This window comes from Streptomyces sp. NPDC001927 (assembly GCF_053594455.1).
Window position 1 is genome coordinate 111,838 of record NZ_JBSFEN010000017.1, and the last position, 13,591, is coordinate 125,428.

The following is a 13,591-nucleotide window of genomic DNA, read 5'->3' on the forward strand; positions in this document are numbered from 1 at the left end:
CCCCTGTCACTTGCGAAAGGCTGAGCGGTCATCCGGTACCGGAATCCGGACCCTCTTCTTTCACAAACAGGGATGTAAATGACCACCCCCGAAACTCAGAGCTCCATATCCGGGCGCTCGACCTCCGGGCACAGACGCGCAGCCCGGATCGCCGCCGCCGCGGGACTCGTCACCGCGCTCATCGCGGCCGGTGCCGCGCCGGTCCTGGCCGTCGACGCGCCGGCCACCACCACTCCCCCGGTGAAGTCCGCCGGATCCGGCGACAAGCTGGGCCCGACCGACGCCCAGCGCCTCAGTGAGGCTGAGGCGACCGGCGAGAAGAACGTCACGATCCTCGTCGCCACCGCCCCTGGTGCCACCGAGCAGGTCGCGGGCCAGCTCGACGCCGTCCAGGGCGCCTCGGTCGGCCGGACGGACGACAAGCTCGGCTACGTCCGCGCCACGATCCCGACCGCCAAGGCCGAGGCCGCCATCAAGGCGGCCACCAAGCTCTCCACGGTCCAGGCGATCGACCTCCAGGCCGAGATCCCGCTGGACGACCCGACCCCCGACGCCGGCACCGCCGGCGCCGTCGAGGGCACCACGGTCGCCACGACGTACCCGGCCCCGAGCAAGAAGACGCCGGCGAAGAACCCGTACAACCCGTCGCACGAGACGGGCGCCGTCGACTTCGTCGAGGACCACCCCAAGGCCGACGGCCGGGGTGTCACCATCGGCATCCTCGACTCCGGCGTGGACCTCGGTCACCCGGCCCTGCAGAAGACCACCACCGGCGAGCGCAAGATCGTCGACTGGGTCACCTCGACCGACCCGCTGACCGAGGGCGACGGCACCTGGCGCGCCCAGATCACCCCGGTCGCCGGCCCGGTCTTCACCGCCTCCTCGCAGTCCTGGAAGGCGCCCGCGGGCTCCTACCAGTTCAGCCGCTTCAACGAGGCGATCACCGCGGGCGGCGACCCGGCCGGTGACATCAACCGCGACGGCGACACGGCCGACCTCTTCGGCATGCTGTACGACCCGGCCGCCGGCACCGTCCGCGTGGACACCGACCAGAACAACGACTTCACGGACAACGCGCCGATGAAGCCGTACAAGGACGGGTACCAGGTCGGCTACTTCGGTACCGACAACCCGGCCACCGAGGTCGTCGAGAAGACGCCGTTCGTCGTCGAGATCCGCAAGGACGTCGCGATGGACCCGCTGGGCGGGACCTGGGTCGGCAAGAAGGCCGACTTCGTCAACATCGGCGTCGTCGAGTCCTCCCACGGCACGCACGTCGCCGGCATCACCGCCGCCAACAGCCTCTTCGGCGGCAGGATGAACGGCGCGGCGCCCGGCGCGAAGATCGTCTCCTCGCGCGCGTGCACCTGGACCGGCGGCTGCACCAACACCGCCCTCACCGAGGGCATGACGGACCTCGTCGTCAACCGCGGCGTCGACATCGTCAACATGTCGATCGGCGGCCTGCCCGCGCAGAACGACGGCGACAACGTCCGCGCCCGCCTCTACACCCGGCTGATCGACCAGTACGGCGTGCAGCTGATCATCTCGGCCGGCAACAGCGGCCCGGGCATCAACACGATCGGCGACCCCGGCCTGGCCGACAAGGTCGTCTCGGTCGGCGCGGCGATCTCCAAGTCGACCTGGGCCGCCAACTACGGCTCGGCCGTCACCAAGTCGTACGCGATGTTCCCCTTCTCCTCGCGCGGCCCGCGTGAGGACGGCGGCTTCACCCCGACCATCTCCGGTCCGGGCTCGTCCGTGAACACCATCCCGACCTGGCAGGCGGGCTCCGGCGTTCCGGAGTCCGGGTACCAGCTGCCCGCGGGCTACGGGATGCTCAACGGCACCTCGATGTCCTCCCCGCAGGTCGCCGGCGCCAGCGCGCTGCTGATCTCGGCCGCGAAGCAGAAGCGGATCGAGCTCGACCCGCTGACCCTGCGCACCGCGCTCACCTCGACCGCCCAGCGGATCCCCGGTGTCGCGGCGCACGAGCAGGGCTCGGGCCTCATCGACATCAACGAGGCCTGGGAGTCGATCAAGGACGGCGCGACCGCCCACGACTACAAGGTCCAGGCCCCGGTCGACACCGCGATCTTCCCGGCCCCGCACACCGGCACCGGTGTGTACGACCGTGAGGGCGGCCTCAAGGTCGGCCAGAAGAAGGTCTACGACGTCACCATCACGCGCACGAACGGCCCGAACCGGCCGATCGAGCACGACCTGGAGCTGAAGTACAACGACGGCACCTTCCGGATCCTCGGCGACGACGAGATCGACCTGCCGCTGAACCAGCCGGTGACCGTCAAGATCCAGGCGAAGCCCACCTCCGCCGGTGTGCACAGCGTGATCCTGGAGGCCGACGACGACCGCACCGAGGGCGTCGACAAGCAGATCCTCGCCACCTCGGTCGTCGCGTCCGACCTGGCCGCGCCCGGCTTCGGCTTCTCCGGGACCGGCTCGGTCCAGCGCAACAGCCACAAGTCGTACTTCGTGACCGTGCCGGAGGGCGCCAAGACCCTCGAGGTCGCCCTGGGCGGTCTGAAGGAGAAGAGCCAGACCCGGTTCATCTCGATCCACCCGTACGGTGTGGCCTTCGAGTCCACCGCGTCCAACGTGTGCTACCCGCACTACAACCCGGGCAACGGCTGCCGTGCGGACCTGCGTTCGTACGCCAACCCGACGCCGGGCGTCTGGGAGATCGAGGTCGAGGCGCGCCGCACCTCGCCCGACCTGGACAACCCGTACAAGCTGGACGTCTCGGTGCTCGGCGCCGAGTTCGACCCGGCCACGCAGACCGTCGCCGAGGCGAAGGTCGGCACCCCGGCGGCCGTCGAGTGGACGGTCACCAACAAGTTCGCCGGCATCGAGGGCAAGCTGAAGGGCGGCCCGCTGGGCTCGCTCAAGGCCGAGACGCCGACGATCAAGCACCACGAGCAGCAGACGAAGACCGTCACCATCGGTGAGGGTGTCGAGCGGCTGGACGTGGCGATCGGCAACACCTCGGACAAGGCCGCCGACCTGGACCTGACGGTCCTGCGCGACGGTGTCCAGGTGGGCCAGGCCGCGGACGGCGACTCGGAGGAGGCCGTCTCGCTCGTCAAGCCGGCCGCCGGTACCTACACGATCGTGATCGACGGCTACTCGGTGCAGGCCGAGGGCGGCACGACCTTCGACTACAAGGACGTGTACTACTCGGCAGCGCTCGGCAGCGTCCAGGTCGACGCCGCCAAGAGCTACCCGCTGGCCAACGGCGCCTCCACCAAGGTCGGCGCCGAGGTGGTCGTCGCCGGTGCCGCGCCCGAGGGCCGGCAGTTCTTCGGCGAGGTCCAGCTGGTGAACGCGCGCGGCACGGTCGCGGGCGCCGGCAGCGTCGTGATCGGCAAGGTCACCCCGTAACACCGCGGTACGCGTGACACACGCGTGAGGGGCGGGCGCCGGAACCGGTGCCCGCCCCTTCTCCGTCTCCGCCCCTGTCCCCGTGTCCCCGTGTCCCCGTGTCCGACTTCTCACTCGTCCCGATCCTCGGACAATGGATTGGACAAGGCGGGCCAGGACATACGCATCATGGACGGCAGCAGCCTGCACAAACGTACGGAGGAGTCCCCGTGAAGGTCGGAATCGTCGGAGCCACCGGTCAGGTCGGCACAGTCATGCGCAAGATCCTGGCCGAGCGGAAGTTCCCGGTCGACGAGCTGCGGCTCTTCGCCTCCGCCCGCTCCGCCGGCACCGTCCTCGACGGGGTCACGGTCGAGGACGCCGCCACCGCCGACTACACGGGCCTGGACATCGTCCTGTTCTCCGCGGGCGGCGCGACCTCCAAGGCCCTCGCCGAGAAGGTCGCCTCCCAGGGCGCGGTCGTGATCGACAACTCCTCCGCGTGGCGCCGCGACCCCGAGGTCCCCCTGGTGGTCTCCGAGGTCAACCCGCACGCGATCAAGGACCGCCCCAAGGGCATCATCGCCAACCCGAACTGCACCACGATGGCCGCGATGCCGGTCCTCAAGCCGCTCCACCAGGAGGCCGGCCTGACCGCGCTGATCGCCACGACCTACCAGGCCGTCTCCGGCTCCGGTGTCGCGGGCGTCGCCGAGCTGCGCACCCAGGCGTGCGCCGTGGCCGAGAACGCCGACCAGCTGGCCTTCGACGGCGATGCCGTGGAGTTCCCCGAGCCCGCCGTCTACAAGCGCCCGATCGCCTTCAACGTGGTCCCGCTGGCCGGTTCGATCGTCGACGACGGCACCTTCGAGACCGACGAGGAGCAGAAGCTCCGCAACGAGTCCCGCAAGATCCTGGAGATCCCCGGGCTGAAGGTCTCCGGCACCTGCGTGCGCGTCCCGGTCTTCTCCGGCCACTCGCTCCAGGTCAACGTCCGCTTCGAGCGTCCGATCAGCGTCGAGCGCGCCTACGAGCTGCTCAAGGACGCCGAGGGCGTCGAGCTCTCCGAGATCCCGACCCCGCTCCAGGCGGCCGGCAAGGACGCCTCGTACGTGGGCCGCATCCGCGTGGACGAGACCGTCGACAACGGTCTGGCGCTCTTCCTGTCCAACGACAACCTGCGCAAGGGCGCCGCGCTGAACGCGGTGCAGATCGCGGAGCTGGTCGCGGCCGAGCTGAAGGGCTGACGCCGATCCGTACCCGAGGGGCGGCCGTCCGGAAGGGCGGCCGCCCCTTCGGCGTCCCGCGGCCCGGCCGCTCGGTCACGGTCGGGCAGGATTCGGACAACGCGTTCGAAGCCGGGCCCTCGGGTGACAGGATCCGGGCATGACCCAGTTACCGAAGGGCGCCCACCTCCCGGTGCCCGTCCGGGCGCTCCAGGTCGCCGTCGCCTGGCGGGCCGTCGCCGGCGGGCCCGACGTGGACGTCTCCGCGCTGCTGCTCGACGGCCGCGGGCGGGTGCGCGGGGACGGGGACCTCGTCTTCTACGGCCATGTCGAGCACCCCTCGGGCGCGGTACGGCACCTGGGCAGGTCGGCGCCGGGGGCGCCCGGCAGCGCGGCCGCGGACTGGCTGTGGCTGGACCTCGCGCGCGTGGAGCCCGCGATCGGCCGGATCGTGATCGCCGCCTCCACCGACGGCGGGACGTTCGGGCAGCTGCCCGAAGCGGACGTCCGGGTCACTGACCTCTCCGGCGCACCGCTGGCGTACGTCGCGCTCGGGGGCGCGACGAGCGAGACGGCGTTCGTCCTCGGCGAGTTCCACCGGTGGGAGGGCGGCTGGCGGTTCCACGCGGTGGGGCAGGGGTACGTCTCCGGTCTCGCCGGGCTCGCGACGGACTTCGGCATCGTTGTCGAACCGCCCCCGGCCCCGATCCCGGGCCCGGGCTACGTCCCGCCGCCCACCGCGCACGCGGCCCCGGTCGCGCCCTTCGGCGACCCCTTCCTCTCCTCCTTCCGGCCCTCGACCCACCAGGGCCGGGGGAAGGAGACCGTGCGGTGCGATCCCGGTCTCCCGCCGGGCTGGGCCCTCCTGGAGATCGAGTCGAACCACTCGATCTCCACCACGATCGAGTCCTGCGACTCCCAGGGCCGGGCCCAGGGCTTCCTGCTCATGGCGTACGAGGACGAGGTCCGCGCCCGTACCGTCGCCGTCGTCCCGCCGGACCGGCCGCTGACGCTGCGGGTCGACGCGGACACCCCCTGGACGCTGCGGGTCCTCCCCCTCAGCCACGCGCGCCGTTTCGACAGCCACATCGAGGGCCGGGCCCACGACCTCGTCGTCTACGAGGGACCGCCCGGTGTCCTCGACTTCCTGCACCGCGGCCAGTCCTCCTTCACCGTCCACCGGCACACTCCGCCCCGGGAGCCGGAGTACGACGCAGAGGACCAGGAGCTGCTGGTCGACGAGGTCGGCGAGGTCCTCGTCAGCGCCGCCGTGCCCGGTCCCGGGCTGCTGCGGATCAGCGGGGACGGCCCTTGGAAATGTGCCGTGCGACGGTGAGGCACGGCGTGGAAGGATGGCCCAAACGTCACGAAACCTAGGAGATGACCGGGTGCCTGGCACAAACCTGACCCGTGAAGAGGCGCAGCAGCGGGCGAAGCTGCTGACCGTGGACGCGTACGAGGTCGACCTCGACCTCTCCGGTGCGCAGGAGGGCGGCACCTACCGGTCCGTCACCACCGTCCGCTTCGATTCCGCCGAGGCCCACGCCGAGACCTTCATCGATCTCGTCGCCCCCGCCGTGCACGAGGTCGTCCTCAACGGCCACGCGCTCGACGTCGCCGCCGTCTTCCGCGACTCGCGGATCGCGCTGGCCCATCTGCAGCAGGGCCCGAACGAGCTGAAGGTCGTCGCGGACTGCGCGTACACGAACACCGGTGAGGGCCTGCACCGCTTCGTCGACCCGGTCGACGACCAGGCGTACCTCTACACGCAGTTCGAGGTGCCGGACGCCCGTCGCGTCTTCGCCTCCTTCGAGCAGCCGGACCTGAAGGCGACCTTCCAGTTCACCGTGAAGGCGCCGAGCGGCTGGACGGTGATCTCCAACTCGCCGACCCCGGAGCCCAAGGACGACGTGTGGGTCTTCGAGCCCACGCCCCGCATCTCGACGTACATCACGGCGCTCATCGTCGGCCCGTACCACTCGGTGCACTCCTCGTACGAGAAGGACGGCCAGACCGTTCCGCTCGGCATCTACTGCCGTCCGTCGCTGGCCGAGTTCCTCGACTCGGACCACATCTTCGACGTCACGCGCCAGGGCTTCGACTGGTTCCAGGAGAAGTTCGCGTACGACTACCCCTTCGCCAAGTACGACCAGCTCTTCGTGCCGGAGTTCAACGCGGGCGCGATGGAGAACGCGGGCGCGGTGACCATCCGCGACCAGTACGTCTTCCGCTCGAAGGTGACGGACGCGGCGTACGAGCGCCGGGCCGAGACGATCCTGCACGAGCTCGCGCACATGTGGTTCGGCGACCTGGTCACCATGGAGTGGTGGAACGACCTGTGGCTGAACGAGTCGTTCGCGACCTTCACCTCGGTCGCCTGCCAGGCCTCCGTGGAGGGCACCCGCTGGCCGAACGCCTGGACCACCTTCGCCAACGCGGAGAAGACCTGGGCGTACCGGCAGGACCAGCTGCCGTCCACGCACCCGATCATGGCCGAGATCAACGATCTCGAGGACGTGCTCGTCAACTTCGACGGCATCACCTACGCCAAGGGCGCCTCGGTGCTCAAGCAGCTGGTGGCGTACGTCGGCCAGGACGAGTTCTTCAAGGGCGTCCAGGCGTACTTCAAGGCGCACGCCTTCGGCAACACGCGCCTGACCGACCTTCTGGGCGCCCTCGAGGAGACCTCGGGCCGTGACCTGAAGGCCTGGTCGAAGCTGTGGCTGGAGACGGCCGGCATCAACATCCTGCGCCCGGAGATCGAGACCGACGAGAACGGGGTGATCACCTCCTTCGCGGTCAAGCAGGAGGCCCCGGCGCTGCCCGCCGGCGCCAAGGGCGAGTCGACGCTGCGTCCGCACCGGATCGCGATCGGCTTCTACGACCTGGACGCGGCCGGCAAGCTGGTCCGCTCCGACCGCCTGGAGCTGGACATCGAGGCGGCCGAGCTGACCGCCGTACCGCAGCTGGCGGGCAAGCCCCGTCCGGCGGTCGTGCTGCTCAACGACGACGACCTGTCGTACGCCAAGGTCCGGCTCGACGAGGTGTCCCTGAAGAACGTGACCGCGCACCTCGGCGACTTCGCCGAGTCGCTGCCGCGCGCGCTGTGCTGGGCCTCCGCCTGGGACATGACCCGCGACGGCGAGCTGGCCACCCGCGACTACCTGGACCTGGTCCTCTCCGGCATCGCCAAGGAGAGCGACATCGGTGTGGTGCAGTCGCTACAGGGCCAGGTGAAGGCGGCCCTCGACCTGTACGCGGCGCCGGAGTGGCGCGAGGCCGGGCTGACCCGCTGGACCGACGCGACGCTCGCGCACGTGCGCGCGGCCGAGCCGGCGAGCGACCACCAGCTGGCGTGGGCGCGGGCGTTCGCGGCGACGGCCCGCACCCCGCAGCAGCTGGACCTGCTGGCGGCCCTCCTCGAGGGCGGCGAGTCGATCGAGGGCCTGGCCGTCGACACCGAGCTGCGCTGGGCGTTCGTGCAGCGGCTCGCGGCGACCGGCGTCTACGACGAGCCGGAGATCGCGGCCGAGCTGGTGCGGGACAAGACCGCGGCGGGCGAGCGGCACGCGGCGACCGCGCGGTCGGCGCGTCCGACGGAGGCGGCGAAGGCCGAGGCGTGGGCGTCGGTCGTGGAGTCCGACAAGCTGGCGAACGCCGTGCAGGAGGCGGTGATCGGCGGCTTCGTCCAGACCGACCAGCGTGAGCTGCTCGCCCCGTACACGGCGAAGTACTTCGCCGCGATCAAGGGCGTCTCGGAGACCCGCAGCCACGAGATGATCCAGCAGATCGTGGTCGGGCTCTACCCGACGCTCCAGGTCTCCGAGGAGACCCTGGACGCCACGGACGCGTGGATCGCGGCGAACAACCCGGCGCCGGCGCTGAAGCGCATGGTGACCGAGTGCCGTGCGGGTGTCGAGCGCGCCCTGAAGGCGCAGGCGGCGGACGCGGCCGCCGCGTAGCCACCGCGTAGGTGCAAAAGACGAAGGGGCACCCTCCCCCACGGAGGTGCCCCTTCGTCCGTTTAAGGTCCGCTCGGCGGGCGGGCGTCGGCGCGCGGCCGCCCGCCGGGCGGAGACTGTGGGTCCGCTGTGTTCGTCAGCCGCCGAGCGCCGTGTAGCGGGCGCGCAGGTCGGCCGCGCCCTGCTCCGTCAGCGCGCCGTGCAGCCGCATGCGGGCCACACCGCCGTCGGGGAAGGCGTCCAGGCGGACGTGGGTGACGACGGCCTGCGCGGGGAGCTTGAAGCGGTGCAGGGTGTCGGGCTGGAGCTTGGTCCGGGGGATGATCTCGAACCACTCGCCCGCCTCGCCGTTGCGGCCCTGGAGCGCGATCCAGCCGGCCGAGTTGCCCTTGAGGTACGCGGTGTCGATCTCGACGGCGCGTACGGCGCCCTGGGCGGCGAGCCGGAAGCGGACCCAGTCGTTGGTGCCCCGGACCCGGCGGCGGCGGTTCTCCCAGCCGTCGTCCATCTTGCGGGAGGTGCCGGGCAGGATGATCTGGGTCGGCGAGGAGTAGAACTTGTCCGACGCGTCCTCGTACACGCCTCCGTTGAGTACGGAGATCAGATCGAGGGTGCCGAGCAGCTCCAGCCACTCCGGGTCCGCCACGACCTCGCCGTGGACGCGCAGGCGCGCGATGCCGCCGTCGGGGTGCTGGCAGACCCGTACGTGGGTGAAGCGGCGCTCGGCGTCGATCGCGAAGCCGTTGGCGGCGTGGCCGCGCACGGGGGTCGGCGGGACGAGCTCCTCCCACTTCACGTCGTCGGCGAGAAGCTGCTCCGGGCTCGGCGAACCCTCCACGGCGGCGGCCTGGATCGACACCCGCTGCGGGTAGTTGCCGCGGAAGTGGGCGGTGTCGACGATGATGCCGCGGATCACGCCGGGGGCGCCGAGCCGGACGATCGCCCAGTCGTGGTCCTCGGGGGCGGGGAAGACGTTCTCGGCGTCGGCGCCACGGCGGCGGCGGGTCTCCCAGCCGTCCATGATCTTGCCCTTGTGCCCGAAGTGCTCCGGGTCGAAGACGGCGCGCTCGCGGACGAGGAGGTTCTCCCGCTCGGCGAAGAACTCGTCGTTGGCGGCGACGACACCGGCGCCGAGGCGACGGTCGGCCAGGTCGACGAGCTCGGTGAAGGGGAAGTCACCGGTGCGGTAGTCGGCGTACGGGTCGCCACCGCCGTAGGGAGCGGCGTCGTTGGCGTGCGGGTCGGCGTTCGCGCCGTTCTCGTCGAGGCTCATGGAACGACTGTGCGCTTCCAGGACGCAGCGGGTCCATCGAATGTTTTCGACAGGTGTGTTCAGTTCTACTGAACGGTCTCGCGCTGGACGGCCGCCTGCCGGAGCGCGGCGAGGACCCGGGCCACGGCGGGGCCCTCCTCGGCCCCGCGCCGTACCGCCGCGACGACATGGCGGCGCGGCTGGTCGGCGGCGAGGACCCGCATGACGACCCCGCGCTCGCCGCGCCGCTCGGCGGAGGCCATCCGGGGGACGAGCGCGACGCCCATCCCGGCCTCGACCATGGCGAGGATGGCGGTCCAGCCGGCGGCGCTGTGGGCCTGCTCGGGGACGAACCCGGCGGCCTCGCAGGCGGCGGTGGTGATCTCGGACCAGGGCCCTGAACCACCGAAGATCCAGGGCTCGGCGGAGAGGTCGGCGAGCCGGAGCCCGGGCGCGTCGGCGAGCGGGTGGTCGGCGGGCAGGGCGACGTCGAGCGGGTCGGCGAGGAGCGGGACCCGGCTGAACTTGGGGTCGCGCGCGGAGGGGGCGTGGGCGGCGAGCGAGAGCGCGAGGTCGACGTCGCCGGTGGAGAGGAGTTCGTACGCCTCCGCCGCCTCGGCCTCGCGGACCTTGACCTCGAGCCCGGGGTGGGCGGTGCGCAGCTGCTGCACGGCGGGGACGACGAGGGCGGGCACGGCCGTGGAGAACGCGGCCACCCGCACCTGCCCGGCCTCGCCGCGCAGATAGCCGTCCAGTTCGGCGTCGGCACGCTCCAACTGGGCGAAGACGACCTCGGCGTGCCGGAGCACGAGGTGGGCTGCGTCGGTGAGCCGGACCCGCCGCCCCTGCGCCTCGAGGAGCTGCACGCCGAGCTGCTTGGCCAGGTTGGTGAGCTGCTGGGAGACGGCCGAGGGGGTCATGAGCAGCGCCTCCGCGGTCGCGGTGACGGTGCCGCGGTCGCGGAGGGTACGGAGGATCTGGAGCTTCTTGATGTCCCACTCGGTCATGGGGCGCAACCTACCGGGCGCCCCACGGGGATCCGTCACGTCCTGGCCCGGGCGCTCGCGAGCGCCACGCCGCCGAGGATGAGCGCCATACAGGCGCCGCCCAGGAGGCCGAGTTCCTCGCCGAGGAGGGCGTACGAGAGGAGGGCCACGCAGACCGGCTGGAGGTAGTAGACGACTCCGGCGCGGGCCGCGCCGATCAGGGCGATGGCCTTGTTCCAGGCGAAGAAGGCGACGGCGGAGGAGAAGACTCCGACGTAGAGGAGCGCTCCGACGGAGCCGGGGGTCGGCTCGAAGCCGCCCTGGACGGCGAGGCTGACGCCGTACGCCGGGAGCAGCATCAGGGCGCCGAGCACGAAGGTGGTGAAGAGGAAGGCCAGGGCGCCGATCTCGGCCGGCTTGCGCTTGAGCAGGGCGCTGTACGAGGCGAAGGAGAGGGCGGCCGCGAACATCCACAGGTCGCCCGCGGTGAAGTCGACGGCGAGGGAGCCCTTGCCGACGAGGAGCAGCACGCCGAGCGCGGCGAGGAGCATCCCGGCGGTGCGGCGGGCGCCGAGACGTTCGCCGCCCAGGCGGGAGTAGAGCGCCATGATCACCGGGGAGGCGGCCATGATCATGCCCATGTTGGAGGCGGAGGTGGTCAGTCCGGCCTGGTGCACGAGGGTGTTGTAGAGGGCGACGCCGAAGAGCGAGGCCAGGGCGACGTAGCCGAAGTGGCGGCGGATCAGGTGCCGTTGCCGCCATGCCTGCCGGGCCGCGAGGGGGGCGACGGCGACGAGGGCGATGACCCAGCGCCAGAAGACGGCCTGGACCGGCGGGACGGAGTCGGCCATGTCCCGGGTGGCGACGAAGCTGCCGGACCAGACGACCGTGGCGACGAGCGCGAGGAGCAGTCCGACGCCCGCGCCCCGCGCGAGGGGGCGCGGGGCGGTGGGGGTGGTCGGGGTGGTCCCTGCGGTACGGACGTGGTCCAGGAGCGCCACGGTGGTCCTTTCGGTCGGTGTGGCCTCTACCGTCGCACCGGGGAAATCTCCAGGTCCATCGAAAGTTTCCGATCGTTCTGTTCAGTAGAGCTGAACGGTTCGGGGGTGTTCCTCGGAGTACGGGGGTTCAGCTGGCCGAAGAGCGTGGCACCGAAGGCGATCGCCATGCCGGCGAGCTGGACCGGGCCGAGCGCCTGGCCGAGGGCCACCCAGCCGACGACGGCCGCGGTGATCGGCGACAGCGGGCCGAGGAGGGTCACGGAGGAGGCGCTCAGCCGCTCGATGCCGCGGAACCAGAGGAAGTAGGAGATCGCGGTGTTGCCGAGGGCCAGGTAGGCGTAGCCGAGCAGGTTCGTGGAGTCCAGGGCGGGCGGGGCGCCCTCGACGAGGGCGGCGATCGGCAGGATCACCAGGCCGCCGGCGGTCAGCTGCCAGCCGGTGAGCGCGAGCGCGCCCACGCCTTCGGGCCTGCCCCAGCGCTTGGTGAGGACGGTGCCGGCCGACATCGAGAGCGCCGAGAGGAGCCCGGCGAGCACGCCGACGAGGTCGAGGGCGGCGCCCGCCTTCAGGACGACGAGGCTGACGCCGAAGGCGGCGGCGACGGCGGTGAGCAGGGTCCGGACGGTCGGCCGGTCGCCGAGGAGGAGCGCGGCCAGGCCGACCACGAAGAGCGGGCCGACGGAGCCGACGACCGCCGCGACGCCGCCGGGGAGCCGGTACGCGGCGAGGAAGAGGAGCGGGAAGAAGGCGCCGATGTTGAGCGCCCCGAGGACCGCCGCCTTCCACCACCAGGCCCCCCGCGGCAGCGTGCGGGTGACGGCGAGGAGCAGGAGTCCGGCGGGCAGGGCGCGCATGAGGCCGGTGAAGAGCGGCCGGTCGGGCGGCAGGAACTCGGTGGTGACGAAGTAGGTGGAGCCCCAGGAGATCGGGGCGAGCGCGGTCAGGGCGACTACGGCGGCCTTGCGGGACATGACGGGTCCCCCCTTGTCGGAGCGGTTCCGAGCGACTCGTTGGCGAGCGACCCACCGGTGAGCGAGGTGATGGCGAGCGACTCACCGGTGAGCGGCTTGATGGTAAGTAGCTTAGCAGTAAGCTACTTACTGGCAAGTGGCTTCCTCGTGAGATGCTTTCGGGCATGGATCGCACAGAATCCGCGGCGCACGACGCCGTCGACGCCATCACCGACCAGTGGGCGGTCGTCCGCCCCGACTTGGACACGCTCCCGATGGCCGTCTTCGGGCGGATCTACCGGCTGGCCGGGGCGATGCGCGGCCGGGTCGACAAGGCGTACGCCCCCTACGGGGGCATGTCGCTCGGGGAGTTCGACGTCCTGGCGACCCTGCGCCGCTCGGGGGCGCCCTACACGCTCTCGCCGCGCGAGCTCACCGCCACGCTAATGATCACCACGGGCGGGATGACGGGCCGGCTGGACAAGCTGGAGAAGGCGGGTCTGCTCAGCCGCAGCCCCGATCCGAACGACCGGCGCGGGCTGCGGGTGACGCTCAGCGAGCGCGGGATGGAGCTGGTGGACCAGGCCGTCGGCGCCGGTCTCGCACAGCAGCGGGAGGCGCTGGAGACCGCGCTCACGCCCGAGGAGGCGGAGCAGCTGGCGGGGCTGCTGCGCAAGCTCCTGGCGACGACGGTGGTCTGAACGGGGGCGAAGGGCGGGGCCTCGATCTCCCCGTGGGAGTACACGCGAGGGCGCCGCGCCGAGGTTATCGCCCTTCTCGCCCGGCTCCGCGCGAGCTTCCGCACCGGGCTGCTCTTCGTCACCCACGACCTCGAC

At 71.5% G+C, this 13,591-nt stretch carries 9 protein-coding genes; 5 read left to right on the forward strand and 4 right to left on the reverse strand.

Annotated elements, in window-relative coordinates; all coding sequences use genetic code 11:
• Nucleotides 1–78 precede the first annotated feature (78 nt).
• From ACWCO8_RS35860 to pepN, 4 genes are all read left to right on the forward strand, one after another.
• Nucleotides 79–3,399 carry a S8 family serine peptidase gene (locus ACWCO8_RS35860; protein WP_451035704.1) on the forward strand — a complete coding sequence of 1,107 codons (3,321 nt, stop codon included), beginning with the start codon at nt 79–81 and terminating at the stop codon, nt 3,397–3,399.
• 209 nt (nt 3,400–3,608) lie between these two features.
• The gene (locus ACWCO8_RS35865) at nt 3,609–4,625 is read left to right on the forward strand and encodes an aspartate-semialdehyde dehydrogenase (protein WP_451035705.1); all 1,017 of its coding nucleotides are present in this window, start codon (nt 3,609–3,611) and stop codon (nt 4,623–4,625) included.
• Between the two features lie 139 nt (nt 4,626–4,764).
• On the forward strand, nt 4,765–5,940 hold the full coding sequence (locus ACWCO8_RS35870; protein ID WP_451035706.1) for a TerD family protein: 1,176 nt from the start codon (nt 4,765–4,767) through the stop codon (nt 5,938–5,940).
• Between the two features lie 52 nt (nt 5,941–5,992).
• The gene (gene pepN, locus ACWCO8_RS35875) at nt 5,993–8,566 is read left to right on the forward strand and encodes an aminopeptidase N (protein WP_451035707.1); all 2,574 of its coding nucleotides are present in this window, start codon (nt 5,993–5,995) and stop codon (nt 8,564–8,566) included.
• Nucleotides 8,567–8,702: 136 nt separating this feature from the next.
• Here pepN and alc read toward each other — a convergent pair whose 3' ends face one another.
• From alc to ACWCO8_RS35895, 4 genes are all read right to left on the reverse strand, one after another.
• Nucleotides 8,703–9,839 carry an allantoicase gene (gene alc, locus ACWCO8_RS35880; protein ID WP_451035708.1) on the reverse strand — a complete coding sequence of 379 codons (1,137 nt, stop codon included), beginning with the start codon at nt 9,837–9,839 and terminating at the stop codon, nt 8,703–8,705.
• A 65-nt stretch (nt 9,840–9,904) separates the two neighbouring features.
• Complete coding sequence (locus ACWCO8_RS35885; protein ID WP_362006667.1) at nt 9,905–10,825, reverse strand: LysR family transcriptional regulator; 921 nt, start codon at nt 10,823–10,825, stop codon at nt 9,905–9,907.
• A 35-nt stretch (nt 10,826–10,860) separates the two neighbouring features.
• Nucleotides 10,861–11,805: a DMT family transporter gene (locus ACWCO8_RS35890; protein ID WP_451035709.1), complete on the reverse strand. Its 945-nt coding sequence runs from the start codon at nt 11,803–11,805 to the stop codon at nt 10,861–10,863.
• A 26-nt stretch (nt 11,806–11,831) separates the two neighbouring features.
• Nucleotides 11,832–12,776 carry an EamA family transporter gene (locus tag ACWCO8_RS35895; RefSeq protein WP_451035710.1) on the reverse strand — a complete coding sequence of 315 codons (945 nt, stop codon included), beginning with the start codon at nt 12,774–12,776 and terminating at the stop codon, nt 11,832–11,834.
• A gap of 164 nt (nt 12,777–12,940) precedes the next feature.
• Between ACWCO8_RS35895 and ACWCO8_RS35900 the strand changes: the two genes are divergently transcribed.
• On the forward strand, nt 12,941–13,456 hold the full coding sequence (locus ACWCO8_RS35900; RefSeq protein ID WP_451035711.1) for a MarR family winged helix-turn-helix transcriptional regulator: 516 nt from the start codon (nt 12,941–12,943) through the stop codon (nt 13,454–13,456).
• Nucleotides 13,457–13,591: the final 135 nt, after the last annotated feature.

What these genes read in the sequence shown, in the direction of transcription:
- ACWCO8_RS35860 (WP_451035704.1), top strand. Translation starts at nt 79, where the DNA reads ATGACCACCCCCGAAACTCAGAGCTCCATATCCGGGCGCTCGACCTCC.
- ACWCO8_RS35870 (WP_451035706.1), top strand. Translation starts at nt 4,765, where the DNA reads ATGACCCAGTTACCGAAGGGCGCCCACCTCCCGGTGCCCGTCCGGGCG.
- alc (WP_451035708.1), bottom strand. Translation starts at nt 9,839, where the DNA reads ATGAGCCTCGACGAGAACGGCGCGAACGCCGACCCGCACGCCAACGAC.
- ACWCO8_RS35885 (WP_362006667.1), bottom strand. Translation starts at nt 10,825, where the DNA reads ATGACCGAGTGGGACATCAAGAAGCTCCAGATCCTCCGTACCCTCCGC.
- ACWCO8_RS35895 (WP_451035710.1), bottom strand. Translation starts at nt 12,776, where the DNA reads ATGTCCCGCAAGGCCGCCGTAGTCGCCCTGACCGCGCTCGCCCCGATC.
- ACWCO8_RS35900 (WP_451035711.1), top strand. Translation starts at nt 12,941, where the DNA reads ATGGATCGCACAGAATCCGCGGCGCACGACGCCGTCGACGCCATCACC.